This is a genomic window from Actinomadura napierensis (assembly GCF_039529375.1).
GTDB lineage: Bacteria > Actinomycetota > Actinomycetes > Streptosporangiales > Streptosporangiaceae > Spirillospora > Spirillospora napierensis.
Genome location: NZ_BAAAMR010000006.1, coordinates 26229 through 52585 on the forward strand (window position 1 = coordinate 26229; position 26357 = coordinate 52585).

Consider the following 26357-nt stretch of genomic DNA (forward strand, 5'->3'; position numbering starts at 1 on the left):
GGGGTGCCGGCCGGGGAAGGGAGGCGCGAACTGCGAATCATCGCGTGAAAGGCAAGTTCCGGAAGTCGCACCGGAGTCCCGCGGCCGGCCCCCGCACCGTAACACCGGGATACGGGGCGAGCTCCGCGTTTTCCGCGTCAGGGACGGTAGGTGCCGAAGTACCATTCGTTGCCGTCCAGGTCGCGGGCGGCGTAGTCGCGCGAGCCGTAGTCGGTGTCGGCGAGTTCGCGGAAGATCTCGGCGCCGGCCGCCTTGGCGCGGTCGTGGTGGGCGTCCGGGTCGTCGACCGCGACGTAGACCGCCGCCTTGACCTGCACGCCGGCGCCGAACATGAAGATCCCGGTGTCGTAGCGCATCTCGGCGTGCACGATGTCGCCGCCGTCGTTCCGGTAGACCTCGTGCGGGACGAACCCGAACGCCTTCTCCAGCCACTCCATCGACTTCTGCGGGTCGGCGGTCGCGATCAGCGGGTAGAAGGTCCGCCGGATCTCACTGGTCATGTCATCCTCCCTGGTCGTCCGCTGGCATGCCCAGTCTCCGCGCCGCCTCCCCGGCGCGTCTTGGACGAATGGGAGCCGCGAGCCCGGCGGGCCCTGTCAGCGGCGGGCGGCGTCGCGCTCGTCGGCGAGGCGGCGCGTCTCCTCGGAGACGGGCGCGCTCAGGATCGCGGCGACGACGTCGATCAGGTAGCTGGTGAACAGCCGGTCGTCGGTGCGGGGGCCGGTGCGGGCGCGGCGGGCCAGCTCGGTCGCGGCGTACAGGATCGCGGTGAACCGGCGGTGCAGCCGCGCCGCGTCCTCCTCCAGGACGGGCTCGACGAGCCTGCGCCACCGGTGCAGGCTGTCGGCCGCGTCCTCGGCGACGGGGACCACGGGACGCAGCCGGTTCAGCCCGTCCGCCCAGATCTGCAGGAACGCCCGCCCCGACTCGTCGCGCAGGCAGGCGGCCATCGGGCGGACGAGGGCTGCGGCGAGCGCGCGCCGGTCCCGCTCGCCGTCCGCCTCGTAGGCGTCGAGCAGGGCGTGCCGGCGCGCCTCGACCTCCGGGGCGTGCCGGGCGTGGATCGCGCGCACGATCCCCGCCCGGTCGCCGAAGTGGTACTGCACGGCCGTGGCGTTGCGGGCGCCGGCGGCCTGCACGATCTCGCGCAGGCTGACGGCGTCGATCCCCCGCTCGGCGTAGAGCCGCTCGGCCGCGTCCAGCAGGCGCTCCCGCGTCTCGTTCATTCGTTACCTATAGCGTGTTCCAGGGCGTCGGCGAAGCGGGCGCGGGCCGCCTCGCGGCGGGTCGGCAGGTGCCCGGACGGCCACAGGCCCTCGACGGGCTCGACGTCGCGCAGCAGCTGCCGCGCCACGGTGATCTTGTGGACCTCGGTGGGGCCGTCGGCGATGGCCATGGCCTGCGCGCCCATCATCATGGCGGTGAACGGCATCTCGTTCGACACGCCGAGCGCGCCGTGCAGGTGCATCGCCCGCTGCGCGACGTCGTGGTACACCTTCGGCATCGCGGCCTTGACGGCGGCGATGTCCTTGCGGACCTTCTTGTAGTCCTTGTGCTTGTCGATCAGCCAGGCGGTGCGCAGCACCAGCAGCCGGAACTGCTCGATCTCGATCCAGCTGTCGGCGATCTTCTCCTGGGTCATCTGCATCTTCGCCAGCGGGCCGGACCGGGTCTGCCGGGACACGGCGCGCTCGCACATCATGTCGAACGCCTTGCGGACCTGCGCGATCGTGCGCATGGCGTGGTGGATGCGGCCGCCGCCGAGGCGCGTCTGCGCGATGACGAACGCGCCGCCCTCCTCGCCGAGGAGGTTCTCGGCCGGGACGCGGACGTTCTCGTAGCGCAGGTAGCCGTGCGAGCCCTCGCGCTCGCCGCCGACCCCGACGTTGCGGACGGTGGTCAGGCCCGGCGTCCCGGCCGGGACGATGAACATCGACATGCCCTCGTAGGCGGACACGTCGGGGTTCGTGACGGCCATGACGATGAGGAACTCGGCGTGCCGGGCGTTGGAGGAGAACCACTTCTCGCCGTTGATGACCCAGCCGTCGCCGTCGCGGACGGCGCGGGTGGTGAACAGGGTCGGGTCGGCGCCGCCGTGCGGCTCGGTCATCGAGTACGAGGAGGAGATCTCGCCGTCCAGCAGCGGGCGCAGGTAGCGCTCCTTCTGCTCGGGCGTGCCGAAGTGGGCGATGATCTCGGCGTTGCCGGAGTCGGGCGCCTGGCAGCCGAACACCGACGGCGCCCAGCGGGACCGTCCGAGGATCTCGTTCAGCAGGGCCAGCTTCACCTGCCCGTATCCCTGCCCGCCGAGGTCGGGGCCGAGGTGGCAGGCCCACAGGCCCTTCTCGCGGGCCTGGTCCTGCAACGGCCGGACGATCGTCTTGTAACGGGGGTCGGACTTGTCGTACGGGTCGCCCAGCACGAGGTCGAGGGGTTCGACCTCGTCGCGGACGAACGCGTCCGCCCAGTCGAGAAGTTCCTGGTAGGCGGGGTCGGTCTCGAAGTCCCAGGCCATCGCGAGCCTCCTGCGGTCGGTGCGCTGCGTCCCCTGAATAATCGTGCCGCCTCAATGAATAATGCAAGTGCATGACTGTTACTCTCCGGTAGACCGCCGTGCCCGAAGGGAACCGCCGTGCAGCCTGAGCAGATCGACCCCGCCCTCGTGGACTTCGCCGTCCTGGCCGGGTGGATGGACGGCCAGGGGCTGCCGGGCGGCGCGTTCGAGGACGTGGAGCCGCTCACCGGCGGGACGCAGAACACGCTGGTCCGCTTCCGCCGCGGCGGCGGGGACTACGTGCTGCGGCGCGGCCCCGCGCACCTGCGCGCCCGCACCAACGATGTGCTGCGCCGCGAGGCGCGCGTCCTGGCGGCGCTGGACGGAACCGACGTGCCCGCGCCGCGCGTGATCGCGGCCTGCCCGGACGAGTCCGTCATGAACGGCGCGGTCTTCTACCTGATGACGCCGGTCGAGGGCTTCAACGCGTCGGTGACGCTGCCCGACCTGCACGCCGGCGACGCAGCCGTCCGGCACGAGATGGGCCTGAACGCTGCGCGGGCGCTGTCCGCGCTGGGCGCGGTCGACCACGAGGCGGCCGGCCTGGGCGATTTCGGCAAGCCTGAGGGCTTCCTGGAGCGGCAGGTCAGCCGGTGGCTGTCGGAACTGGACTCCTACAGCGCACTGGACGGCTACCCCGGCCCGCAGATCCCGGGCGTGGACGACGTGGCGCGCTGGCTGGAGGAGCGCCGCCCGACGACGTGGCGGCCCGGCGTCCTGCACGGCGACTACCACCTGGCCAACCTGATGTACTCCTTCGACGGCCCCGAGGTCGCGGCCATCGTCGACTGGGAGATGTGCACGATCGGCGACCCGCTGCTCGACCTCGGCTGGCTGCTGGCGACCTGGCCGCAGCACGGCGACGAGAGCGCGCAACTGGCCGGGCCGCTGGGCGCCGCCGGGGGCCTGCCGGCGGCGGACGAGCTGGTCGAGGCCTACGCCGGGCGCGCCGAGGCCGTGGCGGGCCGCGACCTGTCGTCGATCACCTGGTACGCGGTGCTCGCCTGCTTCAAGCTCGGCATCGTGCTGGAGGGCACGCACGCCCGCGCGTTCGCGGGCAAGGCGCCGAAGGAGACCGGCGACCTGCTGCACTCGATCACGCTCGGGCTGTTCCGGCGGGCGCAGGCGTTCATCGCCTCCTGACCGCCCGCGCATCCGGGCGCCCTGTACCCGTTCATCGAGCAGCGCGCGACCGGCGACACCGCGATCCACCATGTGCTGGACCGGCCGCGCAACGCCGCCACCCGGACGGGCCTGGGCGTCACGGGGATCGTCTTCTACGGCGTGCTGTGGGCGGCGGCCGGCAACGACGTCATCGCCGACCGGTTCGACGTGTCCCTGTTCGCGACCACCTGGTCCTTCCGCGTGACGCTCGTCGTCGGGCCGGTGGTGGCGTTCGCGGTGACGCGGCGGCTGTGCGTCGGCCCGGCTGTTCGGCGGCGGCGAACTGGAACGTCCGGAGGAGACGGAGCGCCGACCCGTCCCCGCTGATGCGATGATCACGGGTGGGAGGTGCCGCGATGGAGATCCGCAAGGGCGGGCCGGAGGACGCGCCCGTGATCATGGCGATGCTGGACGGCGCCGTCGCGTGGCTGGCGAGCGACGGGCGGACGGGCCAGTGGGGCGCCGAGCCGTGGTCGCGCGACCCGCGCCGGGTCGACCGGATCGCCGGCATCGCCCGCGACGACGAGATCCTGGTGGCGGAGGCGGACGGCCGCCCCGCCGGGGTCATGGCGGTCGCCCCGCGCCCGCCGTCCTACATCGGCGAGGCCGGCGAACCGGAGCTGTACATCACGCTGCTGGTCACCGACCGGGCGTTCGCCGGGCGGGGCGTCGGGTCCGCCCTGATCGGCGAGGCGAAACGGCTGGCGCGGGCGCGGGGCGCCGGGCTGCTGCGCGTCGACTGCTACGGCGGCGGGGACGGGCGGCTCGTCGAGTACTACCGGCGGCAGGGGTTCGAGACCGTCGCCGAGTTCCAGGTCGGCGACTGGCCCGGGCGGCTGCTGGCCCAGCGCGTCGACGCCGCGGGCTGAACCCCGCCCGCCTTGCGGATCGCGGCGGGCGGGGCGCAGTCTGGAAGGGACCGGTGGGAGCGGGGCAGTCGGTGACGCCCTTACGCCGCACGGACGGCGACCGAGCCGCTCGCCCCGTCCCACCGGTCTGCGCGGCCCTCCGGCCGCGCCGCTCCCTCAGGCGGAGCTGCCGGTGAGCTCGCCCGCCGGGTCCTCCGGCGCGGCCAGCCGGTCGCCCGCGTCGGCGGTGTAGTCGTCGGCGCTCGTCTCGTCCTGGCCGGCCGGCACCTTCAGCGCCCGCACGACCAGCGTGACCACGACCGCGACGACCATGTTGAGCACGAACGCGGTCAGCGCGATGTAGCCGGTGTGGCCGACGAACGGGATGTCGGCGAGCGGCGACCCGAAGTGGCTCTGCGTCGCCGACGACTGGTCGTAGGCGGTGTACGTCCCGTACGCCATGCCCGCGGCCCACCCGGCCAGCAGGCCCCAGCGGTCCAGCCACCGGGTGTACAGGCCGATGCCGATCGCCGGGAACGTCTGCACGACCCAGATGCCGCCGAGCAGCTGCAGGTTGATCGCCAGCGACTTGTCGAAGCCGAGCACGAACACCAGCGCGCCCAGCTTCACCAGCAGCGACACCAGCTGCGACACCCGGGTCTCCTCCTCGGGCGAGGCGTCCGGCCGGATGTAGGAGGTGTAGACGTTGCGGGTGAACAGGTTGGACGCGGCGATCGACATGATCGCGGCGGGCACCAGCGCGCCGACCCCGATCGCGGCGAACGCGACGCCGGCGAACCAGTCCGGGAACACCTGGTCGAACAGCTCCGGCACCGCCAGCTGCGGGTTGCCGGCGTGCTTGACGGCGGCGACGACGCCGGGGTGGGCGAGCGCCATGTAGCCGAGCAGCGCGAGCAGGCCGAGCAGCAGCGAGTACGCCGGCAGCAGCGCCGCGTTGCGCCGGATCACGTCGCGGCGCCCGGCGGCGAGCGCACCGGTCACGCTGTGCGGGTAGATGAACAGCGCCAGCGACGAGCCGAGCGCCAGCGTCCCGTACGCCCAGTGCGTCATGTCGTTGGTGAACAGCGACCCGGCGGGCTTGCCGGTCGCCTGGCTCGGCTTGGCGAGGGCCGCGGCCGACTTGTCGAAGATGCCGTCCCAGCCGCCGAGCTTGGTCGGGATGTAGACGATCGCGACGATGATGACCATGTAGATCAGCGCGTCCTTGACGAACGAGATCAGCGCGGGCGCCCGCAGCCCCGAGGTGTAGGTGTAGGCGGCCAGCAGCGCGAACGCGATGAACAGCGGCAGGTCCTTGGCCCAGCCGGAGCCGGACACGCCCATCACCGTCAGGACGGCCTGGATGCCGACGAGCTGCAGCGCGATGTACGGCATCATCGCCAGGATCCCGGTGAGCGCGATGGCGAGACCCAGCGACCGCGAACCGTACCGGCCGCGCACGAAGTCGGCGGCGGTCACGTAGCCGTGCCGGTGCGCGACCGACCACAGCCGCGGGCCGATCAGGAACACGATCGGGTAGGCGATCGCCCCGTACGGCACCGCCCAGAAGCCCATCGCCCCGCCCGCGAACACGGCGGAGGGCACGGCGACGAAGGTGTAGGCGCTGTAGAGGTCGCCGCCGAGCAGGAACCAGGTGATGAACGTGCCGAAGCTCCGCCCGCCGAGGCCCCACTCGTCCAGGTGCATGATCGTCTGGCCGCGGCGCCAGCGCGCGGCGGCGAAGCCGACGGCGGTCACCACCGCGAAGAAGACGATGAAGATGGTCAGCTCGACGCCGTTGACGTCCTTCACTTCGCCGCACCCCGCTTCCGGGTCAGCAGGTGGGCGCTGCCGATGCAGACGGCCGTGAGCACCACCCACAGCAGCTGCCACCAGTAGAAGAACGGGAAGCCGGTCAGGTGCGGGCCGTCCTTGGCGTAGGTCGGCACGGCCAGGTAGACGGTGAAGGGGACCACCAGCAGGACGCCCGCGACCGCCTTGCGGGCCATGGACGTGCGGGGTGCGGACGTGCGTGGCGGGGGTGTCGGGGCGGGGGACGTTTCACTCACGGACTGACCTCCAGGGCCGGGGGAACGAGCGGCCAGGGCGCATGTCGCCCCCGCAATATTGCGATCTTCGGACCGCGGGCACCAGCCCCCGGGCGATTTGTTGACCAAGTCGAAGCCGGGTGTCGTTTTCCTGCCAGCGGAACGGTCCAGGCGCACGGCATGCTCTGGTCATGGACGAAGCACGCACGGACCAGGCAAGCTCGGATCGGTCCCGCACCGGCCAGGCCCACCGCGCGTTCCGTTTCGGTGTGGTCGGGGAGTCGATCCGCTCCGGGACGGAGCTGGCGGCGACGGCGCGGCGCGCCGAGGACCTCGGCTACTCGGCGCTGGTCCTGCGCGACCACTTCGCGGCCGAGCCGTTCGGCGACCAGCTCGCCCCGATGGTCGCGCTGGCCTCGGCCGCCGCCGCGACGAGCACGCTGCGGGTCGGCACGATGGTGCTCTGCAACGACTACCGGCATCCGGTGATGCTGGCGAAGGAGGCCGCCACGCTCGACCATCTGTCCGGCGGCCGTTTCGAGCTGGGTGTCGGCGCCGGGTGGCTCCGCGAGGAGTACGCGTCCGCCGGAATGCCGTTCGAGGCCGCGGGCGTGCGGGTGGGCCGCCTGGAGGAGTCGCTGCGGATCCTGCGGAGCCTGCTGTCGGGCGGCAAGACGACCTTCGCCGGAGAGCACTACCGGGTCGACGGCCTGGCGGTCTTCCCGCGTCCGGAACGCCGCGTGCCCCTCGTGGTCGGGGCGGGCAGCCGCCGCATGCTCGGCATCGCCGGGCGGCTCGCCGACACCGTCGGCATCCTGCCGCGCGCCCTGCCGGACGGGACGATCTCCGAGGAGATCACCGAGCGGCTCCCGGACACCATCGAGCGCAAGGTCGGCTGGGTGCGGGAGGCCGCCGCCGGGCGCGACGTCGAGCTGAGCATGCTGGTGACGCCCACGTTCGGTCCGGACCCGCGCCGCGCGGCCGCCAAGGTCGCGGTCACGCGCGGCTGGGGCACCGCGTCCACCGACCTGGTGCTGGAGATGCCGTCGCAGTTCGTCGGGCCGCCCGAGCACATCGCCGAGCAGATGCTCGCCCGCCGCGACCGCTACGGCTTCACCTACTACCAGGTGCCCGACGCGGCCATGGACGCCTTCGCGCCCGTCATCGCGCACCTGGCGTGACGCGCCTCAGCGCGCGGAGCCGGCGAACCCCGCGTTCATGGCGAGGCTCAGCTCGGGCTCGGTGAGCCGGCCGCCGCTCAGCGACCCGACGACGCGGCCGCGCTGGAACACCACGACGCGATGGCAGAGCTCGACCAGCTCGGCGAGGTCCGAGGACGTGATCAGCACCACCTTCCCGTTCTCGGCGAGGTCCCGCACGATGCCGTGCAGTTCGGCGCGGGCGCCGACGTCGACACCGCGCGTCGGGTCGTCCAGCGCCAGGACGGACGGGTCGGCGTCCAGCCACTTGGCGAGGACGGCCTTCTGCTGGTTGCCGCCCGACAGGTCGCCTGCGCGGACGCGCACGTCGCCGCGGACGCGCAGCCTTTCCAGGTGGCCCCGGGACCGGTCGACGAGGCGGGAGCGGCGCGGCAGGAAGCCGCCGCGTCCCTGGCCGAGCCAGCTCACCGACGTGACGTTCTCCCACAGCGCCTTGTCGAGCATCAGCCCGCGGCCCTTGCGGTCGCCGGAGATGTAGGCGACGCCCGCCGTGACGGCGTGCCGCGCCGACCGGGGCGACCGCCCGTCCGGCAGCCGCACGGAGCCCGACGACGGGCGGGCGCGCCCGCACACGGCGTCCAGAACCGCGAGATGGCCGGCGCCCTGCAGACCGGCCAGCCCGACGATCTCGCCGCCCGCCGCCGTCAGCGAGACGTCCCGCAGCCGGCCGGGCACCGTGACGCCGGTGAGGGAGACCGCCGCCCCGCCGGGGCGGCGCGGGGCGGCGGCGGGTACGGGGGCGGCTCCGGCCGGGCCGCCCGCGGTTTGGCCGAGCATCGCGGTGACCAGGGTGTCCAGGTCGACGTCCGCCGCCTCGGCGCCCGGCAGCACGACGCGTCCGTCGCGCAGCACGGTCACCCGGGTCGCGATCCGCATGACCTCCTCCAGGAAGTGCGAGATGTAGAGGACGGCCAAGCCGCGCTCGGCGAGGCGCCAGGTCACGTCGGCGAGCCTGGCCGCAGCGGCGCGCGGCAGCGCGGAGGTCGGCTCGTCCAGGATCAGCACGCGGGGTTCCTGCAACAGCGCGCGGGAGATCTCCAGCAGCTGCCTGTCGGCGAGTGGCAGGTCCCCGGCCCTGGCGTGCGGCGGCGGGTCGATGCCCAGCTCGTCCAGGACGGGCCGGGCGAGCCGCCGCATCTCGCGGGTGCTGACCAGGCCGCGGCGGCGGGGCGCGCCATAGGGGAACAGGTTCTCCAGCACAGTCAGGTCGTCGTAGGTCATCAGCTCCTGCGAGACGATCGCGACGCCCTGCGCGGCGGCCTGCCGGGCATCGGAGAACCGGACCGGCGCGCCGTCCAGTTCGATGGTGCCGCCCTCGGGCCGCACCACCCCGGAGATGATCTTCACCAGGGTGGACTTGCCCGCGCCGTTCTCGCCGACGAGCGCGTGCACCTCCCCCGCGTCCAGGGTGATGCCGACGCCGTTCAGCGCGGTGACGCCGCCGTAGTGCTTGACCAGGCCGGAGGCGACCAGCATGTCAGCGGGCCTCCTTGAGCGGCCGGATGCTCGCGGTCGGGTCGGCCAGCAGTTTGTCCAGTTGCGGCTTGTACCAGGCGTAGGCGTTCTGCACCGACTGCTGCCGCTTGAGGATCTCGTCGATGTTGCCGGAGTCCATCACGAGGCCGGGCGTCTTGAACCAGCCGGACGGCAGCTTGCCCTTGCCGTCGCGGACCGCCTTGATCAGCAGCGCGGTCGCGATGTAGCCCTTCAGGTAGTGCTCGGGGTCGATGCCGGCGAAGTTGGTGCCGCGTTTGATGGCGTCCAGCGTCTTCGGGTCGACGTCGAACCCGGCGGTCAGGTACCTGCCGTGCCGCTGCTCCTTGAGCCGGGCGAGGTTGTAGCTGTCGGCGTCGCCGACGCCGAGGAACGCCAGCGCGTCGGGGTGGGCGTTCACCTGCGCCTGCCAGGCGCCGTAGCTCTGCGCCGGGTCGCTGTAGGTCTGGAACGGGCCGAGGACGCGGATGCCCGGGGCCTGCTGCGCGAGCGTGTCCTTGATGCCCTTCGCGCGGCTGTCGAGGACGGGGGTGCCCGGGTTCGGGACGCCGATGACGATGGTGCCCCTGGCGTCCTTGCCGAGCTTCTTCACCGTGGCCTGCGCGAGCAGCGCGCCGAGTTCGTAGTTGTCGTTGCCGACGTAGAAGCCGACCTTGCTTCCGTCGGTGGGCGCGGTGTCCAGCGCGACGATCGGGATGCCCTTGTCGACGGCCTGCGCCGCCGGGCGGGTGAAGATCGGCGGGTCGAGGTTCTCCAGCACGATCCCGTCCGGATGGGTGACGGTGAGGTTCTGGAACAGCTGCTGCTCGGCGGGCCCGTCGGTGTTGGGCGGGCCGACCACCTTGAAGTCGACGTTCCCGGCCCGCCTGGACGCATCGGTGGCGCCCTCGTACATCTCGCGGGCGAAGTTGAGGCTGTAGTTGGCGACGGCGATGCCCATCTTCAGCCGGCCGCTCTCGCCGCCCGATCCGCCGTTCCCGCAGGACGCGGTGGTCAGGGCGGCGCCGAGCAGCAGCGCGGCGGCCGCGGCGAGGGGCCCGCGGGGGCGCGGGATCATGGGTTCCTCCCAGGTGGGCGCGGATCACGGACACCGCTCATGTCATGGACACCGCTCGGGTCGGGGACGCGGCGCAGCGCACGGACGCGGCGCAGCAGCGGCGCGGCGCCGACGGCGACGAGGATGACGCCGCCGGTCGCGAAGGTCGTCCAGTTGATGGGGACCTCGAAGAACACCAGCGCCGCGGTGACGGCGCCGAGGATGAGCGTGCCCGCCGCGGCGCCGAGGACGGAGCCGGTGCCGCCCTTCAGCGGGGTGCCGCCGATGATGGCCGCGGCGATGGCGGTGAGCTCGTAGCCCTGCCCGATCGTGGGGTCGCCGGCGATGAAGAACGCCAGCGCCAGCACCGCCGCCAGGCCCGCCATCAGCCCGGACAGCGCCAGCGCGGCGATCCGCGTGCGGGTGACGGGCAGTCCGCCGAACTCGGCGGCCTCCGGGTTGGAGCCGATCGCCCGCACCCGCGCGCCGAACCTCGTCCGGGTGAACAGCACGCTCAGCACCACGACGGCGAGCACGAACACCCACACCGCGTTCGGCACGCCGAGCAGCTCGCCGCCGCCGAGGACGCGGAACAGCGCGTCGCCCTGCGGCAGGTCGGTGATCTGCCTGCCCTCGGCGAGCGCCAGCCCCACACCGCGCAGCAGCATCGCGGTGGCGAGCGTGACGATGAACGACGGCAGCCTCAGGTACGTCGTCACCGCGCCGTTGAGCGCCCCGACCAGCGCCGACAGCGCCAGCACGGCCAGCGCCGCCAGCCAGGTGTTCCAGCCGTCGCGGATCAGGAGGGCGCCGACGACGACGCCCATCGCGTACATGCCGCCGACCGACAGGTCGACCTCCCGCATCGCCAGCGCGAACACCATGCCGAGCGCCATCAGCCCGACGTAGACCGAGTTGTGCGCGGTGGTGAGCAGGTTGCCGGTGCGCAGGAAGTCCGGCTGGAACAGCCCGACGCCGAGCACCAGCAGGATCAGCACGCCGACGACGCCGGCCTCGTCGGGGACCGGGCGGCGCGTCCGGCGCCGGGCGCCGGGATCGTCGTCTTCGTTCGCCGTCGGCGCGGCGGCCGAGGGCCGTGGAACTGACATGCGGCGAGCATGTGACCGGCCGCTCGCCGCGACAAGGACGCCGTTTCGGTGAGTGAAAACGGCGCCTTGTCGGCGTCGCCGCGGTGGCGCACGCTGCCGTCCATGACCGAGACGCCGTCCTTGCACGGAACGCAGCGGGTCGCCCTCGTCACCGGCGCCGCGGGCGGGCTGGGCCGGGAGTTCGCGATCGCGCTCGCCGCGCGCGGGCACCGGGTCGCGGGGCTGGATCTGGCCGACATGTCGGACACCGCGGACCGGATCCCGGACGACCTCTTCCTTCCGGTCCGCGCGGACGTGACCGACCCGGACGAGGTGGGTGCGGCGGTGGAGGAGGCCGTCGCCCGGTTCGGCGCCCTGCACATCGTGGTCAACAACGCCGGGATCTATCCGCCGATCCCGTTCGAGAAGACGACGCTGGAGGACTGGCGCCGGATCATGCGGGTGAACCTGGACGGCCCGTTCCTGGTGTCGCACGCCGCGCTCCCCCACCTGCGCGCGGCGGGGTGGGGCCGGATCGTCAACATCGTCTCGGCCGTGGTGTTCCTCGGCCCGCCCGACCTGGTCGCCTACACCACGTCCAAGGCGGGGCTGGTCGGCTTCACGCGGGCGCTGGCGAGCGCGGTCGGGCCCGACGGGATCACCGTGAACGCGATCGCGCCCGGCCTCACCCGCACCGCGACCGCCGCCCGGACGACCGGCGCGGACGGCGGCTTCGAGCGGGTGCGGGACCTGCAGGTGGTCCCGGCGGTCGAGGAGCCGCGCGACCTGCTCTCCACGCTGCTGTACGTGGTGGACGAGGGCAGCGGCTTCCTCACCGGGCAGACCATCAACGTCGACGGCGGATCAGCCAAGCACTGACATCGAGGAAGGCACGGCATGAGGCCGATCGAGGCGCTGCTGGAGATCGCTCGGGACGAGGGCGTCGCGCGCATCTTCGGAAATCCCGGCACCACCGAGCTGCCGCTGATGGACGCGCTGGTCGATGCGCCGGACCTGCAGTACGTGCTGGGGTTGCAGGAGGCGTCGGTGGTCGCGATGGCGGACGGGTACGCCCGCGCCACGCGCCGCACCTCGATGGTCAGCCTGCACGTCGCGGCGGGCGTCGCGAACGGTCTGATCGGGATGCTGAACGCGCTGCGGTCGCGGACCCCGATGGTGATCGTCGCGGGCCAGCAGGACCGGCGGCACCTCGTCCAGGACCCGATGCTGTCGGGCGATCTGGTGGGGCTGGCGTCGGCGGCGACGAAGTGGGCGGTCGAGGTGCAGCACGCCCGCGACCTGCCGGTCGTGCTGCGGCGCGCGTTCGCGCTCGCGGCACGTCCGCCGGCGGGTCCGGTGCTGGTGTCGGTGCCCATGGACCTGCTGGAGGAGGGCTGCGACGTCGCGGTCCCGGCCCGCTCCCCCGTGACCGGCCCGGGACCGGCGGACGTCGCGGACGCGGCGGCGCTGCTCGCGGCGGCCGAACGTCCGGTCGTGGTCGCCGGTGACGGGGTGGGGCGGGCGGGCGCCGTGGCGGAGCTGGTCGCGGTCGCCGAGCGGCTCGGCGCGGTCGTCCACCACCAGCCGATGAACGACGGCGTCGACTTCCCGACCGGCCATCCGCTGTACGCGGGGATGCTGCCGCCGCGCAACGCCGTGATCCGGGAGACGCTCGCCGCGCACGACGCGGCGCTGATCGCCGGATGCCACGCGTTCATGCCGCATCACTACACGCCCGGCCCGGCGGTCCCGGACGGCCTCGCGATCGTGCAGATCGACGCGGACCCGGCGGAGATCGGCCGCAACTTCGCCGTCCGGCACGGCCTGACCGGTGATCTCGCCGGGACGCTGCGCGCGCTCGCCGCCGCACTGGACGGGCGCGTGCCGTCCGCAAAGGAGCGGATCGAACGGCTCGGCGCCGCGCACGCCCGTGCCCGCGCGGACACGGAGGAGCGGGCGGCCGCCGCGTACGGGCCAGCGCCGATGGACCCGGGCGCCGCCGCGCACGCGGTCGCCGCCGCGCTGCCCGATGACGCGATCGTGGTGGAGGAGGCGATCACCACCGGGTTGAAGCTGCGCGCCGTGCTCCGCCAGGACCGGCCTGGCTCGTACGTGCACACGGTGGGCGGCGGGCTCGGCTGGGGCATCGGCGCGGCGGTCGGCACCCGGATGGGCTGCGGTGACCGCCCGGTGGTCGCGGTGCTCGGGGACGGCTGCGCGATGTTCGGCGTGCAGGGGCTGTGGAGCGCCGCCCGCTACCGGGTCCCGGCCGCGTTCGTCGTGATGAACAACGGCGAGTACCGCACCCTCAAGGAGACGCTCGACGAGGGCGGCGGCGCGTCCGCCGAGCACGGCCGCTACGTCGGCATGGACCTCGCGCCGCCGGCGCTGGACTGGCAGGCGGCGGCGCGGTTGTTCGGCATCGCCTCCGTCCGCGCCGAGTCGGCGGCGGGACTGGCGGAGGCGGTCGCCGCGGTGAAGGACCTGGAGGCGCCGCTGCTGATCGAGGCCCCGGTCGCCGGGCACGCCCCCTCGTCCCGCGGCCGGACTCCGGGTTCGCGGTGAGCGGCGGGCCGCGGCCCCTTGCCGGGACGCGCGATCGCGGTGACGATCGGGACATGGACGCACCCGCCCCCGGAACCGAGCCGCCGGAGCCAGGGCCGCCGAGGTCGGTGCTGGCGCGCGGGCTCAGCCTGCTGGACGCCTTCGGCTCCGCCGACACCGAGCTGACGCTGACCGAGCTGGCCGCGCGCACGGGGCTGCCCAAGCCGACCGCGCACCGGCTGCTGGCCGAGCTGGTGCGGTGGGGCGGCGTCGAGCGGACCGCGGCCGGCTACCGGCTGAGCATGCGGCTGTTCGTGCTGGGCCAGCGGGCGCCCCGGCCGCGCGGGTTCCGCGAGGCCGCGCTCCCCCACATGGAGGACCTGTACGAGGCGACGCACGAGAACATCCACCTCGCCGTCCTGGACGGGGTCGACACGCTGTTCCTGGAGAAGGTCAGCGGGCACCGGTCCATGCCGATCATCTCCAGAGTGGGGGGCCGGCTGCCCGCGTACTGCACCGCGACCGGCAAGCTCTTCCTCGCGCTCGGGCCGCGGGAGCGGCTGGACCGGGTGCTGGCGGCCGGGCTCGCCCGCCACACCCCGCACACCATCATCATGCCGGGGCTGCTGCGGCGGGAGCTGGCCCGCACGGCCGACCGCGGCTACGCGGTGAACCGGGAGGAATCGGAGGCGGGGGTGTCCGCCGTCGCCGCGCCCATCCTCGACCGCCAGCGCCGGGTGATCGCCGCCCTCTCCATCACCGGCAACGTGTGCCGGCTGGACCTGGACCGCCTCGCCCCGGCCGTCCGGACCGCCGCGCTGTCGCTGTCGCGCGAGCTGGCCCGCGACGGCGCCGGCCCGCCGCCGCTGCCGCGGTTAAGAACGTCCTGAGGGGCGTCTAAGCGTCCTCTCACGGTCCGCTCAGAGTCCGTGGCGCACAGTGGTGCCGACGACGGAGCGAGGGGGCGAGATGACGGAGGCGGACGCGGGCGCACCGCGGATCCTGGTGGCCGACGACGATCCGGCGGTGCGTTCGGCGCTGGAGCGCGTGCTGCGCTTCAACGGCTACGAGGTGGAGCTCGCGGCGGACGGGCTGGAGACGCTGGAGGCGATCGACCGGGCCGCCCCGGACGCGGTCGTGCTGGACTGGATGATGCCGAACCTGGACGGGCTCGGCACCTGCCGGATGCTGCGCGGGCGCGGCGACGACCTCCCGGTGCTGCTGCTGACCGCGCGGGACGGGCTGGACGACCGCGTCGCCGGGCTGGACGCGGGCGCCGACGACTACATCGCCAAGCCGTTCGAGCTGGAGGAGCTCACGGCGCGGCTGCGCGCGCTGCTGCGCCGCTCGCGCGGCTTCGGCGCGGAGCCCGGCGGCGACGAGGTGCTGCGGTTCGCGGACCTGGTGATGAACGTCGACACCCGGCAGGTGCGGCGGGGCGACCGCCCGCTGCGCCTGACGCGCACCGAGTTCGACCTGCTGGAGCTGCTGATGCGGTCGCCGCGCCGGGTGCTGGAGCGGGCCCGGATCCACGAGGAGGTGTGGGGCTTCGACTTCGGCCGCTCGTCCAACTCGCTGCACGTCTACATCGGCTACCTGCGCCGCAAGACCGAGGAGGAGGGTGAGTCCCGGCTGATCCACACGGTGCGGGGCGTCGGGTACGCGCTGCGCGAGGACCCGGTATGAGGCTCCGTCCGCGCGGGTGGCGGCGGCACGGGCTGTCGCTGCGGGCGCGGGTGGCGCTGCTCGCCGCCGGAACGGTCATCGCGGCGATCGTGGTGACGTCGGTGGTGTCGTTCACGATGTTCACCGGGCGGCTGCACAACGAGATCGACCAGAACCTCATCGGCCAGGCGCAGACGCTCGCCGACAACGTCAACGGCCGTCCCGGCGACCGGCACGACGGCGACCTGCTCGCGGCGCTGGACATGAGCGTCGCGACGGTCCGGGACGGCCGGACGGTGTCGCCGCCGGGCACGCGGACGCCGCCGCCGGTCGACGCGGCGGCGGTGAGGCGGGTCTCGTCGCCGGGCGGCCCGCCGTTCGTGCTGGCGGACGGCGACTCGGGCGGCGTGCACATGCGGGTCATCACCGTGCGCGCGCAGGACGGGACGGTGATCGTGCTGGGCCGCTCGCTGACGATGGTCGACGAGACCGTCACCGGCTTCCAGTACATGACGATCATGGTCGGGGCGGGCGCGGCGGTGCTGGCGGCCGGCGCGGGCATCGCGGTGGCGGGCGCCGGGCTGCAGCCGGTGCGCCGGCTCACCCGGGCGGTCGCCGCGATCGCCCGCACCCAGGACCTGAACACCGAGCCGATCCGGGTGTCGGGCGACGACGAGATCAGCCGGCTGGCCGGGGGCTTCAACGCGATGCTCGCCGCGCTGAACCGGTCCCGGGAGCGGCAGCGGCGGCTCGTCGCCGACGCCGGGCACGAGCTGCGCACCCCGCTGACCAGCCTGCGCACCAACATCGACCTGCTGATCCAGGCCCGCGCGCACCCCGAGCGCACCCTGCCGCACGGCAGCATGGACGCGCTCCTCGGCGACGTGAAGGCGCAGCTGCGGGAGCTGACGAACCTCGTCGGGGACCTGGTCGAGCTGGCCCGCGACGACGAGCAGGCCGCGGTCCGGACCGAGGTCCGGCTGGACCGGGTCGTCCCGCAGGCGGTCGAACGGGTCCGGCTGCGGGCGCCGTCGGCGACGTTCGAGACGCGGCTGGAGCCGTGGCTGGTGCGCGGCTCGGAGCCGGCGCTGGTCCGCGCGGTCACGAACCTGCTGGACAACGCGGTGAAGTTCAGCCCGGCGGACGGCACCGTCCGGATCGCCCTGCGGGGCGGGGAGCTGCTGGTCGCCGACGAGGGCCCCGGCATTCCCGAAGCGACGCTCCCCTACGTCTTCGAGCGGTTCTACCGCGCGCCCGAAGCCCGCGCGCTGCCGGGCTCCGGGCTGGGGCTGGCGATCGTCCGGCACACCGCCGAGCAGCACGGCGGGACGGTGTCGGCGTGCAACCGCCCCGAGGGCGGCGCGCTCATGCGCCTGCGCCTTCCCGGAACGCCGGAAGGGCCCGCGGACCGGCCGGACCGAGCCTGACGACGCGGTCGGCCTCCGGCGCCAGGTGCAGGTCATGGGTGATGAGGATGGTCGTCCGGCCGGCCATCAGCCGGCGCAGCGGTCCGAGGACGTTGCGGGCCGTCCGGGCGTCGAGGCCGGTGGTGGGCTCGTCCAGCACGAGGACGGGCCCGTCCCGCACCATGGCGCGGGCGATGCCGATCCGCTGCCGCTGACCGCCCGACAGCAGCCGTCCCCGCTGCCCGATCTCGGTGTCGTAGCCGTCGGGCAGCGCGGTGATGAAGTCGTGGGCGTCGGCGGCGACCGCAGCGGCGACGATCTCGGCCTCCGTCGCGCCGGGCCGGCCGTAGGCGATGTTGTCCCGCACGCTTCCCGAGAACATCAGTGTCTCCTGCTGGAGCACCGTGACGGTGTCGCGGAGGGTGGCGAGCGACAGTTCCCGGAGCGGGATCCCGTCCAGCCGGATGCCGCCGGACTCCGGATCGTAGAAGCGCAGCAGCAGCTTGGTGACCGTCGACTTCCCGGCGCCGCTCGGCCCGGTCAGCATCACCAGCTCGCCCGGCCCGGCGCGGAAGCACAGGTCCTCGATGACAGGGTGGGCGGCGCCCGGATAGCGGAAGGTGACGTGGTCGAAGGCGATGCGGCCGCGCCGCGCGACCCGCGTCCGGGCCGCCGGATGCTCGACGACGGCGGGCCGGGTCCGCAGCACCTCCTGGACGCGGTCGGCGCCCGCCGCCGCCTCGGACGCGGTGAGCGCGATCTCGCCGAGGCTCTGCACGTTCGGGTAGAGGTAGCCGAGGTAGGCGGCGAACGCCAGCAGGCCGCCGAGGGTGATGCGGTGCTCCTGCAGCTCCCACGCCCCGACCCCGAGCACGACCAGCACGCACACGGTCTCGACGACCTCGACCAGCGGCCCGTACAGGCTGGACAGCCGGGTCTCGGCCATCTTCGCCGCCAGCCAGGTGCGGCCCTCGGCGTGCAGCCGCCGCGCCTGCGTCTCCTGCCGGTTGTAGGCCTGGACGAGCGGCTGGTTCGACAGGCTCTCCTCAACGGTGCCGACCATCGCGCCGTTGCTGCGCCGCTCGCGCCCGGCCGCCGTCCGGAACCGTCCGGTGAACCCGCGGGTCACCAGCAGGAAGACCGGGACGAGCGCGCACGCGACGAGCGCCAGGTCCCACCGGACGGCGAACGCCGCCGACACGAAGAACACGGCGCTGACGACCGCGGTCACCAGCCGGACCAGGCCGGAGGCCACCAGCTCCTCGATCGCCTCGATGTCGTCGGTCAGCCGGGCCATCAGGTCCCCGAGCCGCCCGCGGTCGAAGAACTCCGGGGACAGCGTCTGGACGTGCGCGAACACGCGGTCGCGCAGCCGCAGCAGGAACCGCTCGCCCGCCAGCGTCGTCGCGTAGTCGCCCACGAAGGTCATCAGCGCGGCGACCAGCGCGATGCCGAGCCACCCGGCGGCCGGCGTCCAGAAGGCGGCCAGGTCGCGGGCGGCCAGCGCCCGGTCGGTGATGACGCCGAACAGCGCGATCGCCGCCACCTCGCAGGCCGCCGCCGCGACCGCGAGGGCGCCGCCGAGCAGCAGCAGTCTCCGGTCCCCGCGCATGAGCGGCCAGAAATGCCGAAACGTCGTGCGAACCGACACGACGGGCGCGGCCTCGGAAACCGATGTGCGGGCCACGTTCCCTCCCCTCGCTCCCGCGCGTTCCCGCGCACGAAAAAGGGACGGGAGCCGGCCGGGCGAGTCCGCTCTCCCGCCCGCCGGCTCCCGCCCGGCTCAGCTGTCGCCCGTTACTTGGCGTGCGTCCGCGGGGCGGGCTTGCGGCGGCGGTGCTTCTTCGGCGGAACCGGCTTGACCGGGCGCTTGCGGGGCTTGGGAGCGATCTTCTTGAAGCTCATCTCGGCTTCCCTTCGGTTTCTCCTCGCCGCGTTCGCGGCCTTGCAGAAATGAACTTACGGGCCGAGCCGATGACAATTCACAAACGCAACTGAATCGCGCCGAAGAGAGAGATAAGAGAATGCTAATCGCCGTTCCGGGAAGGCGGAGGCCCCCGGCGCATCGCGCCGGGGGCCTGGTCCCGCCGTCAGGCGTAGACCGCGTCGTGGAAGGCGATCTCCGCCTCCAGCATCCCGCCGAACCAGCGGACGAGCAGGTCGTCGGGGATCGTTCCGGGCAGGGCGTCGACCTGCCGGGCCAGCGCGTCCACGCCCTCGCGGAACGCCTCGTTCGCGTGCAGCGCGACCCAGTCGGCGATCGGGCCGGGCGGTGCGCCGCCCTCCTGACGGGCCCGCGTGCACCAGGCGAGATACAGGCTCTCGGCGGCGAAGAGCACGGTCGTCACCGCCCCGTACCCGCCCTCACGGGCCGCGGCGAGGGCGAAGTCGGACAGGACGCTCGCCCGCTCGGCCACGTCCGGGCGCGCCCGCACCGGCCAGGCGGCGAGCGCGGCGCGGAAGTAGTCCGCTTGCTCGGTGGTCAGCGCGTGGACGGCCCGCGCGTTGCGCTCCATCGCCGTCCAGTCCGGGGCGTCCCACACCGCGAGGCCGTGCAGCCGGGCCGCCGTCGCCACGAACGACGCCTCGATCTCCAGGTAGTCGGCGTACTCCTGGGCGCCGATGGTCCCCGAGCCGACCTCCTCGGCGAACCGCATGGCCAGCGCCCGGTCCATCGTCGCGGAACAGGCGTCGAGCAGCCGCCGCGAACGGGTCACTGCGCGAGCCACTCGACGAGGCCGCCGAACACGCGGGCGTAGCCGTCCCATTCCTCGCAGAACGGCCGGGGCGCCCAGTGCGGGGAGCAGTCGGAGGTGAACACGGCGGACCGTCCGGTGCCGTACCGGGCGACGGCCACCAGCGGGTCGCCGTTGAGGGTGGCCAGGACGTCGGTGTCCCGCCTGGCGCGGACCCGGTTGTAGCCGAGCAGCGCGGGCCAGTCGCCGTCCGCCCCGCCGAGCGCGGGATGACCGGCGGCGGCGACCTCGGCGTTCGCCCCGGCGGGCAGTTCGACGCGGTCGTCCTCGGGGAGCAGCTCGACCGGCAGCGCCTCGTGCAGCACCGTGTTGCGGAAGGCGGCCTTGCCCTCGAAGCCGGTGAACGACAGGTACCCGCCGACCATCAGCAGCCCGCCGCCGTCCGCGACCCAGGCGCGCAGCGCGCCGAGCCGGTCCGTGCCAGGGACGGCCCGCTCGAACACCTGCGGCGCGAGCTGGATGGAGTTCGCGCCGATGTCGGACAGCACGACCACGTCGTAGCGTCCGAGCGCGTCCGCGTCCCCGGGGAACTCGGCCGGCACCAGATGGGCGGGCATGTGCTCGACCTCGTGGCCCCGGCTCTCCAGGGCCCGGCGCAGCGGCTCGACACCGGTCACGTACGAGCTGGTGGTGAACGAGTCCACCCCCTTGATGTGGGTGGACTGCGTGACCCAGCTCTCGCCGGCGATCAGGACGCGGCTCACTATCGATCCTCTCTTTCGGATGGGAAAACGCGGGGGGACGGGGCGCCGGCGGCCGGTCAGGCGGCGGACTCGAACAGCCGGGCCGGGTTGCCGCGCAGCAGGCCGTCGACGGCCTCCGGGGCGACGCCGAGCGCGGCCAGCCGCCGCGCGAACAGCACCGGCACGTACTGGAAGCCGTTGCCGCCGTAGGTGGTGAGCATGCTCTTGAGGAACACGTCGTGGCTGAGCAGCAGGCGCCCGCCGTGCCCGCGCGCGATCAGCCCGGCGACGGCGCGGGCCGTCTCGTCCGGTGCGGGCGACTGCCCCTCGCCCGGATACAGGAACGGCATGCCGATCATGTCGAACTCCAGCCACACGCCCCGGTCGGCGACCGAGTGCTGGTAGCCGGGGTCGCCGCCGGACGGGTCCATGTGGCACAGCACCACCGCGCCCGGCGGCACGCCGTACTCGCCCAGGACGATGTCGAGCACCTCGTGGGCGCGGCGCTGCCAGCCCGGCAGGTGGACGTACAGCGGGACGCCGGTCTCGCGCTGCGCACGGGCGGCGGCGCGCAGTGCGACGTGCTCGGCCGGGGTGAAGTCGGGCGAAACCCCGATCTCCCCGATCACGCCGGGACGGACTCCGGTGCCGTCCACGCCGTTCGCACACTCGGCGACCAGCTCGGCCGCCATCCGCTCCTCGCCCGCCGACGCCAGATGCGCCGGGTGGTACTGCTCCAGATACCAGCCGGAGCCCATGACGATCCGCAGGCCGCTGCGCTCGGCGAACGAGCGCAACGCCTCGGGGTCGCGGCCGAGGCCGCCGGGCGTGACGTCGACGACCGTGCCGCCGCCCGTCGCGGCGAACGCCCGCAGGTCGGACAGCATCGCGGCGTCGTCGTCCAGGGTGCAGTGATCGAGGCAGTCGTAGGGACGTTCGCGCAGCAGCCACGACAGGCCCGGCGTCGTCCGAGCATCGCGCAGGAACGCCAGGGCCGGGTCGGTGGCCGGCTTCACCGCCTTGCGGACGTCGTTGCGCAGGTGCTCGTGGGTCAGGGTGAGCCCGAGCCCGTCGCTGGAGACGGGCCCGGACACCGTCATCACGGGCACGGTGCCCGGCCGGCTCTGGGGAACGGTCATGTCCGTCCCAGCAGCTTGGCGCCCAACTCGGAGATCGAGCGGCCGCGCAGGTTCAGCCAGATCGCGGCGAGCAGCACCAGCCCGGTGACGATCGGGGTGAGGAACGGGCTCACCCCGAGCAGCGTCAGCCCGTTGGCGATCACCCCGGTGATCACGGCGCCGATGATGCTGCCGATCATGGTGCCGCGGCCGCCGAACAGGTCGGTGCCGCCGAGCACGACCGCGGCGATCACGGTCAGCTCGAAGCCCTGCCCGGAGTTGGCCGAGCCGGAGCCGAGCCGCGCCGCGGTGAGCAGCCCGGCCACGCCCGCGGCGAGCCCGGCCAACATCAAGGTGATCATCTTGATCCGGGCGGTGTTGACGCCCGCGCGGCGCACCGACTCCTCCTGCGAGCCGATGCCGTTGACGTAGTTGCCGAACCGGGTCCTGGCCAGCAGGATCCCGCCGATCACCACGGTGGCCAGCGCGATCCACGCCAGCGCGGAGAAGCCGAGGAACTTCGCCTCGCCGATCTTGGCGACGTACAGCCGCCGGTCGATCGGCACCGAGAACCCCTTGGTCCACAGCTGCGCGAGCCCGCGGATCACCGACATCGTCGCCAGCGTGACGATGAACGGCGGGATCTTCTGGTAGGCGGCCAGCCAGCCGTTGACGGCGCCCCAGAACAGCCCGGCCGCCAGGGCCGCGACGATCACGATCGAGGAGTCCCAGCCGGCCTTCAGCATCTCCGCCGTGCCGACCGCGACGAACGCGACCGTGGAGCCCACCGACAGGTCGATCTGCCCGGTGGTGATCACGAAGGTCATCGCGACCGCGACGATCAGGGTGATCGCCACCTGGGTGGCGAGGTTCGACATGTTGTCGAAGCTCAGGAAGTTGTCGGCGCCGAAGCCGAAGCCGGCGAACAGCGCGACGGTGACGCCGAGCATCGCCAGCGTCGCCTTGTTGGCGCGCTCCCAGCGGCTCGGGGTCTTCGCCAGGACGGTCGGGGCGGGCGGGGCCTGCACGCTCATCAGGCCACCTCCTCGGTGTGCTCGGTGCCGGAACGGGTGATCATGGCGACGAGCCGCTCGATGTCCAGCGCGGACACCGGCTCGTCCTCGACGCTGCGGCCCTCGTACATGACGGTGATGCGGTCGCAGACCTCGAACAGGTCCTGCAGCCGGTGGGTGATCAGGATGACCCCGACGCCCTGCGCCGCGACGTCCTTGATCATGGCGAGCACCTGGCGGACCTCGGCGACCGCGAGCGCGGCGGTCGGCTCGTCCAGGATCAGCACCCGCGGCTTGAACGACACGGCGCGGGCGATCGCCACGGCCTGCCGCTGCCCACCGGACAGGTGCCCGATCTCCTGGTAGGTCGACTTGACCCGGACGTGCAGGTCCGACAGGGTCTCGGCGGCCTTCTCGTGCATGGCGCGCCGGTCGATGAACGGCCCTTTGCGGGGTTCGCGGCCGAGGAACAGGTTGCTCGCGACGTCGAGGGTGTCGCAGAGCGCCAGGTCCTGGTAGACGATGCCGATGCGCTCGCGGCGCGCGTCCGCCGGGCTGACGAACCGCACCTCCCGGCCGTCGATCGCGATCTGCCCGGCGTCGTGCTGGACCGCGCCCGCCAGCACCTTCATCAGCGTGGACTTGCCGGCGCCGTTGTCGCCGACGAGGCCGAGGACCTCGCCGGGCGCCAGCGTCAGGTCGACGCCGCGCAGCGACTGCACCGCGCCGAACGACTTGGTGATGCCCTTCAGCGTGACCAGCGGTCGATCGCCCATGATCACTTCTCCAGGTAGTACAGGTAGTCCCCGACGTTGGCGGGGGTGACGATCTGGGTCGGGACGGGGACGTCCTTCGGCGCCGTGCGCTCGCACGCCAGGTCGATCGCGGCGTTCATCGCGTCGTAGCCGAACTGGAAGGTGTTCTGCTGGACGACGCCCTTGATCCAGCCGGCCTTCAGCCCGTCCACCGCCTGGCTGGACAGGTCCCAGCCGACGACCTGGAGGTCCTTGGTGCGCTGCTGGCTGACGACGGCGGCGGCCAGGCCGATCAGGGCGGGCTCGCCGGTGGCGTAGGCGTAGGGCAGGTCCGGGTTGCCGGTCAGCAGGTTCTCCGCGGCGGTCTGCGCGTTCTCCTGGATGTTGCGGCCGTCCACGACGTTCTTGATCTTCATGCCGTGCCCGGTGACCTCGTCGGTGAAGCCCTTCTGCCGCTCGTTCTGGATCGTGCTGTTGAGGGCGCCGACCACGCCGATGTCGCCCTTCCCGCCGGAGATCTTGAGCAGCGCGTCGGCGAGCTGCTTGCCGCCCTCGGCGTTGGCGGTGCCGACCTGCGTGGAGACCGCCGGGTCGTCGACGGTGGCGTCCACCGCGACGACCGGGATGCCGGCGGCCTGGGCTCGCCGGACCGCGGGCTTGATGCCCTCGGTGTCCACCGCGTCCACGATGATCGCGTCGTAGTGGCCGGCGACCATGTCGTCGATGGCGTTGGCCTGCGTGGTGGAGTCGTCGTTGCCGTTGACGACCTGCACCTGCGCGCCCGCCTTGGCCGCGATGGCCTTGGCACCCGTGTTGATCTGGTTGAAGAACAGCGCCTGGAGGTTGATCGGGACGAGCCCGATCTTGGGGGTGTGCCCCTGCACCTTGCAGGACTGCGCGATCCTCTTGGGCGGCGGCGGCCCCTGCTCGGTGGCCTTCTTCTCGGCCGCGATCTCCTTGCGGGCCTGCACGTCGCAGGCGGTCGTCGCCGTCAGCAGCAGGCCGAGCGCGACCGCGGCGGACACCGTGCGTCGCATCATGTCTCCTCTCCTTGGCGCCGCGCGAGCGCGGAGGGCGCTTCCGGACCGGTTCCGGTGCCGGCTGTTTCCTTATGGGCCGGGTGTGCTCGAGTTGTGTTCGCCTGGGCGAGGTCCGCTCCGGCGGAGTCGATGTACGCGAGGACGGCCTCGCGATATGGGAGCCCGGCGCGCGCCCCAGGACGGGTGCAGGACAGGCCCGCGGCGACGGCGGCGACCCGTGCCGCCTCCAGCGGGCCGGCGCCGCGGTCCAGTTCCGCGCAGTAGGAGCCGGCGAAGCAGTCCCCGGCGCCGGTGGCGTCCACGGCGGTCACCTCGATCGCCGCGCCGGCGTGCCGGGCGCCGTCCGGCGTGAACAGCGTCCAGCCCCGGGAACCGTCCGTGACCACCAGGTTTACCCGATGCCGGGTGGCGGCCGACGCGAGCGCGGCGTCGTCGCCGAGGAACGCGGCGGCCTGTGCGCGGCCGACGACGGCGTGGTCGGCGGCGGCGAGCGCGGCCCGCGCCGCCTCGGCGCCGTCGCAGCCGTCGAGGTCGACGACGACCCCCGGCCGCCCCTCGCCGAGCACGCCGGCCGCGGCGGGGAAGCGGTACCCGTCGAGGTAGAGCCAGTCCGCGCCCGCCGCGCGGGCCTTCGCGGCGACGACGGCGACGTGCTCGGTGGTGACCTGGTCGTCCTGGCTGATGATGGAACGTTCCCCGTCGGGGGTCAGCAGGACGACGGCCGTGGTGAGGACGCCGGTGCGGGACGTCCACTCGGTGCCGACCCCGTCGGCGGCGAGCGCGTCGAGGAAGGCGGTACTCGCCGCGTCCGGCCCGACGACGCCCGCGAAGCGCGCGTCGGCGCCCATCCGCGCGGCCGCCACCGCCGCGTTCGCCCCCATCCCGCCCTCGCCGCGGCGCACCGCGGTCGCCTGGACGCGCGCGGCCGGCCCCGGCAGGACGGGGACGGCGACCGTGAGGTCGGCGTTGGCGTAGCCGCAGAAGACGATCATGGCAGGACCACGCCCGCCTTCGCCGCGGCGGCGGTCAGTTCCCGCACCTTGGCGGCGTCGACCCGGCCCCACCAGCGGCCGTTGTCCTTGACCGAGGACGCGACGATCACTCCGTCGCAGGCCGGCAGCAGCTCCCCGACGTTGCCGGCGCTGATCCCCGAGCCGATCACAACAGGCAGCGTGGTGTGCGCGGCGATGCCCTCGACCTCGTCCAGGGCGGCCGCGTCGCCGGTCCGCGAGCCGGTCGCGATCAGCACGTCGGCGCCGAAGAACTCGGCGTCCTCGGTCTGCTCGGCGAGCGTCCGGTCCGCGACGATCGCGTGCGCGCCGTGCTTGACGTGCACGTCCGCGAAGATCTTGACGGGGTTCGCGCCGATCCGGCTGCGGTAGCGGGTGGCGTGCGCGGCCTGGCCCTCGATGATCCCCTCGTTCGCGACGTAGGCATTGGCCCACTGGTTCACCCGGACGAACCCGGCGCCGCCCGACCAGGCGGAGGCGATCGAGCACTCGGCGGCGTTCGACAGGATGCTGACGCCGACCCGCCCGGCGGTCGCGTGCCGGACCCGGTCGGTCACCACGGCCATGGCGGCGGCGGTCTCGTAGCCGTGCTCGCCCGGCTTGAGGAACGGGATGTCCCAGTGGTTCTCGACGATCACGCCGTGGGCGCCGCCGTCCAGGTAGGCCCGTGCCTCCTCGATCGCGAACGTGCAGATCTCGTCGAGCGGGACGCCCTCGTAGTGCGGGCTGCCCGGCAGCGGCGGCAGGTGCACGGCGCCGACGACGACCTTGGGAGTGCCGAACAGCTCCTCGACGGCGTTCGGCTTCGGCGGGAACACGCCCAAAGCCCGCTCGCTCCCCGTCGCCCTCACCATGTCGCCTCCTGTGTAATCGATTGCAGTCGTGTTGTCCTGCACCGTAGATACGAGATGCGCA

General features: G+C 73.3%; 26 protein-coding genes. 9 read left to right on the forward strand and 17 right to left on the reverse strand.

Translation table 11 applies throughout. The features are described 5' to 3' along the window. Positions 1–137 precede the first annotated feature (137 nt). The 3 genes from ABD296_RS05415 to ABD296_RS05425 form a co-directional block, all read right to left on the reverse strand. Positions 138–500: a VOC family protein gene (locus ABD296_RS05415; protein WP_344262088.1), complete on the reverse strand. Its 363-nt coding sequence runs from the start codon at positions 498–500 to the stop codon at positions 138–140. Between the two features lie 96 nt (positions 501–596). Beyond that, positions 597–1226, reverse strand: coding sequence for a TetR/AcrR family transcriptional regulator (locus ABD296_RS05420; RefSeq protein ID WP_344262090.1), 630 nt, complete (start codon positions 1224–1226; stop codon positions 597–599). Next, positions 1223–2515, reverse strand: coding sequence for an acyl-CoA dehydrogenase family protein (locus ABD296_RS05425; protein WP_344262092.1), 1293 nt, complete (start codon positions 2513–2515; stop codon positions 1223–1225). The genes ABD296_RS05420 and ABD296_RS05425 overlap by 4 nt, the downstream gene beginning before the upstream one ends. Before the next feature lie 117 nt (positions 2516–2632). Here ABD296_RS05425 and ABD296_RS05430 point away from each other — a divergent pair, with 117 nt between their 5' ends. From ABD296_RS05430 to ABD296_RS05440, 3 genes are all read left to right on the forward strand, one after another. Continuing rightward, positions 2633–3697 carry a phosphotransferase family protein gene (locus tag ABD296_RS05430; protein WP_344262094.1) on the forward strand — a complete coding sequence of 355 codons (1065 nt, stop codon included), beginning with the start codon at positions 2633–2635 and terminating at the stop codon, positions 3695–3697. 72 nt (positions 3698–3769) lie between these two features. After that, on the forward strand, positions 3770–4045 hold the full coding sequence (locus tag ABD296_RS05435; protein WP_344262096.1) for a hypothetical protein: 276 nt from the start codon (positions 3770–3772) through the stop codon (positions 4043–4045). A gap of 29 nt (positions 4046–4074) precedes the next feature. Beyond that, positions 4075–4587 (forward strand): GNAT family N-acetyltransferase, encoded by a 513-nt coding sequence (locus tag ABD296_RS05440; protein ID WP_344262098.1) that lies wholly within the window; start codon positions 4075–4077, stop codon positions 4585–4587. Positions 4588–4743: 156 nt separating this feature from the next. On the opposite strand, the gene mctP is transcribed toward ABD296_RS05440, so the two are convergent. Together mctP and ABD296_RS05450 are read right to left on the reverse strand one after the other, a co-directional pair. Then, positions 4744–6378, reverse strand: coding sequence for a monocarboxylate uptake permease MctP (gene mctP, locus ABD296_RS05445; RefSeq protein ID WP_344262100.1), 1635 nt, complete (start codon positions 6376–6378; stop codon positions 4744–4746). After that, entirely contained in the window at positions 6375–6635 is a 261-nt protein-coding gene (locus ABD296_RS05450) for a DUF3311 domain-containing protein (protein ID WP_344262102.1), read from the reverse strand. The genes mctP and ABD296_RS05450 overlap by 4 nt, the downstream gene beginning before the upstream one ends. Before the next feature lie 170 nt (positions 6636–6805). Between ABD296_RS05450 and ABD296_RS05455 the strand changes: the two genes are divergently transcribed. Next, positions 6806–7795 (forward strand): TIGR03621 family F420-dependent LLM class oxidoreductase, encoded by a 990-nt coding sequence (locus ABD296_RS05455; protein WP_344262104.1) that lies wholly within the window; start codon positions 6806–6808, stop codon positions 7793–7795. Between the two features lie 6 nt (positions 7796–7801). Here the strand turns inward: ABD296_RS05455 and ABD296_RS05460 are convergent, their stop codons facing one another. Genes ABD296_RS05460 through ABD296_RS05470 form a run of 3 tightly spaced genes read right to left on the reverse strand, consistent with a single transcriptional unit; the run spans position 7802 to position 11473 of the window. Next, the gene (locus ABD296_RS05460) at positions 7802–9310 is read right to left on the reverse strand and encodes a sugar ABC transporter ATP-binding protein (RefSeq protein WP_344262106.1); all 1509 of its coding nucleotides are present in this window, start codon (positions 9308–9310) and stop codon (positions 7802–7804) included. A gap of 1 nt (position 9311) precedes the next feature. After that, positions 9312–10385 carry a sugar ABC transporter substrate-binding protein gene (locus ABD296_RS05465; protein ID WP_344262108.1) on the reverse strand — a complete coding sequence of 358 codons (1074 nt, stop codon included), beginning with the start codon at positions 10383–10385 and terminating at the stop codon, positions 9312–9314. Next, positions 10382–11473: an ABC transporter permease gene (locus tag ABD296_RS05470; protein WP_344262110.1), complete on the reverse strand. Its 1092-nt coding sequence runs from the start codon at positions 11471–11473 to the stop codon at positions 10382–10384. The genes ABD296_RS05465 and ABD296_RS05470 overlap by 4 nt, the downstream gene beginning before the upstream one ends. 102 nt (positions 11474–11575) lie before the next feature. Here ABD296_RS05470 and ABD296_RS05475 point away from each other — a divergent pair, with 102 nt between their 5' ends. The 5 genes from ABD296_RS05475 (at position 11576) to ABD296_RS05495 (ending at position 17088) form a co-directional block, all read left to right on the forward strand. Then, positions 11576–12331 (forward strand): SDR family NAD(P)-dependent oxidoreductase, encoded by a 756-nt coding sequence (locus ABD296_RS05475; RefSeq protein ID WP_344262112.1) that lies wholly within the window; start codon positions 11576–11578, stop codon positions 12329–12331. Between the two features lie 18 nt (positions 12332–12349). Continuing rightward, a complete protein-coding gene (locus ABD296_RS05480) occupies positions 12350–14017 on the forward strand; it encodes a thiamine pyrophosphate-binding protein (protein ID WP_344262114.1) in 1668 nt (555 codons plus the stop codon). Between the two features lie 53 nt (positions 14018–14070). Beyond that, positions 14071–14886, forward strand: a complete 816-nt coding sequence (locus tag ABD296_RS05485; RefSeq protein WP_344262116.1) for an IclR family transcriptional regulator — start codon at positions 14071–14073, stop codon at positions 14884–14886. A gap of 79 nt (positions 14887–14965) precedes the next feature. Further along, on the forward strand, positions 14966–15682 hold the full coding sequence (locus tag ABD296_RS05490) for a response regulator transcription factor (protein WP_344262118.1): 717 nt from the start codon (positions 14966–14968) through the stop codon (positions 15680–15682). Beyond that, positions 15679–17088, forward strand: coding sequence for a HAMP domain-containing sensor histidine kinase (locus tag ABD296_RS05495; protein ID WP_344262120.1), 1410 nt, complete (start codon positions 15679–15681; stop codon positions 17086–17088). The genes ABD296_RS05490 and ABD296_RS05495 overlap by 4 nt, the downstream gene beginning before the upstream one ends. On the opposite strand, the gene ABD296_RS05500 is transcribed toward ABD296_RS05495, so the two are convergent. From ABD296_RS05500 to ABD296_RS05540, 9 genes are all read right to left on the reverse strand, one after another. Then, positions 17027–18754, reverse strand: a complete 1728-nt coding sequence (locus ABD296_RS05500) for an ABC transporter ATP-binding protein (protein ID WP_344262122.1) — start codon at positions 18752–18754, stop codon at positions 17027–17029. The genes ABD296_RS05495 and ABD296_RS05500 overlap by 62 nt on opposite strands. Before the next feature lie 403 nt (positions 18755–19157). Beyond that, the gene (locus ABD296_RS05505; RefSeq protein ID WP_344262125.1) at positions 19158–19784 is read right to left on the reverse strand and encodes a TenA family protein; all 627 of its coding nucleotides are present in this window, start codon (positions 19782–19784) and stop codon (positions 19158–19160) included. Beyond that, positions 19781–20527 (reverse strand): glutamine amidotransferase, encoded by a 747-nt coding sequence (locus ABD296_RS05510; protein ID WP_344262127.1) that lies wholly within the window; start codon positions 20525–20527, stop codon positions 19781–19783. The genes ABD296_RS05505 and ABD296_RS05510 overlap by 4 nt, the downstream gene beginning before the upstream one ends. A 56-nt stretch (positions 20528–20583) precedes the next feature. After that, complete coding sequence (locus ABD296_RS05515) at positions 20584–21645, reverse strand: phosphotriesterase family protein (protein ID WP_344262129.1); 1062 nt, start codon at positions 21643–21645, stop codon at positions 20584–20586. Further along, positions 21642–22658 (reverse strand): ABC transporter permease, encoded by a 1017-nt coding sequence (locus tag ABD296_RS05520; protein ID WP_344262131.1) that lies wholly within the window; start codon positions 22656–22658, stop codon positions 21642–21644. Before ABD296_RS05520 ends, ABD296_RS05515 begins: the two co-directional genes overlap by 4 nt. After that, the gene (locus ABD296_RS05525; protein ID WP_344262133.1) at positions 22658–23413 is read right to left on the reverse strand and encodes an ATP-binding cassette domain-containing protein; all 756 of its coding nucleotides are present in this window, start codon (positions 23411–23413) and stop codon (positions 22658–22660) included. The genes ABD296_RS05520 and ABD296_RS05525 overlap by 1 nt, the downstream gene beginning before the upstream one ends. Before the next feature lie 2 nt (positions 23414–23415). Continuing rightward, positions 23416–24432 carry a substrate-binding domain-containing protein gene (locus ABD296_RS05530; RefSeq protein ID WP_344262135.1) on the reverse strand — a complete coding sequence of 339 codons (1017 nt, stop codon included), beginning with the start codon at positions 24430–24432 and terminating at the stop codon, positions 23416–23418. Then, the gene (locus ABD296_RS05535) at positions 24429–25424 is read right to left on the reverse strand and encodes a carbohydrate kinase family protein (RefSeq protein WP_344262137.1); all 996 of its coding nucleotides are present in this window, start codon (positions 25422–25424) and stop codon (positions 24429–24431) included. Before ABD296_RS05535 ends, ABD296_RS05530 begins: the two co-directional genes overlap by 4 nt. After that, positions 25421–26296 carry a BtpA/SgcQ family protein gene (locus tag ABD296_RS05540; protein ID WP_344262139.1) on the reverse strand — a complete coding sequence of 292 codons (876 nt, stop codon included), beginning with the start codon at positions 26294–26296 and terminating at the stop codon, positions 25421–25423. The genes ABD296_RS05535 and ABD296_RS05540 overlap by 4 nt, the downstream gene beginning before the upstream one ends. Positions 26297–26357: the final 61 nt, after the last annotated feature.

What these genes read in the sequence shown, in the direction of transcription:
- ABD296_RS05415 (WP_344262088.1), bottom strand. Translation starts at nt 500, where the DNA reads ATGACCAGTGAGATCCGGCGGACCTTCTACCCGCTGATCGCGACCGCC.
- ABD296_RS05420 (WP_344262090.1), bottom strand. Translation starts at nt 1,226, where the DNA reads ATGAACGAGACGCGGGAGCGCCTGCTGGACGCGGCCGAGCGGCTCTAC.
- ABD296_RS05425 (WP_344262092.1), bottom strand. Translation starts at nt 2,515, where the DNA reads ATGGCCTGGGACTTCGAGACCGACCCCGCCTACCAGGAACTTCTCGAC.
- ABD296_RS05440 (WP_344262098.1), top strand. Translation starts at nt 4,075, where the DNA reads ATGGAGATCCGCAAGGGCGGGCCGGAGGACGCGCCCGTGATCATGGCG.
- ABD296_RS05455 (WP_344262104.1), top strand. Translation starts at nt 6,806, where the DNA reads ATGGACGAAGCACGCACGGACCAGGCAAGCTCGGATCGGTCCCGCACC.
- ABD296_RS05460 (WP_344262106.1), bottom strand. Translation starts at nt 9,310, where the DNA reads ATGCTGGTCGCCTCCGGCCTGGTCAAGCACTACGGCGGCGTCACCGCG.
- ABD296_RS05465 (WP_344262108.1), bottom strand. Translation starts at nt 10,385, where the DNA reads ATGATCCCGCGCCCCCGCGGGCCCCTCGCCGCGGCCGCCGCGCTGCTG.
- ABD296_RS05470 (WP_344262110.1), bottom strand. Translation starts at nt 11,473, where the DNA reads ATGTCAGTTCCACGGCCCTCGGCCGCCGCGCCGACGGCGAACGAAGAC.
- ABD296_RS05475 (WP_344262112.1), top strand. Translation starts at nt 11,576, where the DNA reads ATGACCGAGACGCCGTCCTTGCACGGAACGCAGCGGGTCGCCCTCGTC.
- ABD296_RS05480 (WP_344262114.1), top strand. Translation starts at nt 12,350, where the DNA reads ATGAGGCCGATCGAGGCGCTGCTGGAGATCGCTCGGGACGAGGGCGTC.
- ABD296_RS05485 (WP_344262116.1), top strand. Translation starts at nt 14,071, where the DNA reads ATGGACGCACCCGCCCCCGGAACCGAGCCGCCGGAGCCAGGGCCGCCG.
- ABD296_RS05490 (WP_344262118.1), top strand. Translation starts at nt 14,966, where the DNA reads ATGACGGAGGCGGACGCGGGCGCACCGCGGATCCTGGTGGCCGACGAC.
- ABD296_RS05495 (WP_344262120.1), top strand. Translation starts at nt 15,679, where the DNA reads ATGAGGCTCCGTCCGCGCGGGTGGCGGCGGCACGGGCTGTCGCTGCGG.
- ABD296_RS05515 (WP_344262129.1), bottom strand. Translation starts at nt 21,645, where the DNA reads ATGACCGTTCCCCAGAGCCGGCCGGGCACCGTGCCCGTGATGACGGTG.
- ABD296_RS05520 (WP_344262131.1), bottom strand. Translation starts at nt 22,658, where the DNA reads ATGAGCGTGCAGGCCCCGCCCGCCCCGACCGTCCTGGCGAAGACCCCG.
- ABD296_RS05525 (WP_344262133.1), bottom strand. Translation starts at nt 23,413, where the DNA reads ATGGGCGATCGACCGCTGGTCACGCTGAAGGGCATCACCAAGTCGTTC.
- ABD296_RS05530 (WP_344262135.1), bottom strand. Translation starts at nt 24,432, where the DNA reads ATGATGCGACGCACGGTGTCCGCCGCGGTCGCGCTCGGCCTGCTGCTG.
- ABD296_RS05535 (WP_344262137.1), bottom strand. Translation starts at nt 25,424, where the DNA reads ATGATCGTCTTCTGCGGCTACGCCAACGCCGACCTCACGGTCGCCGTC.
- ABD296_RS05540 (WP_344262139.1), bottom strand. Translation starts at nt 26,296, where the DNA reads ATGGTGAGGGCGACGGGGAGCGAGCGGGCTTTGGGCGTGTTCCCGCCG.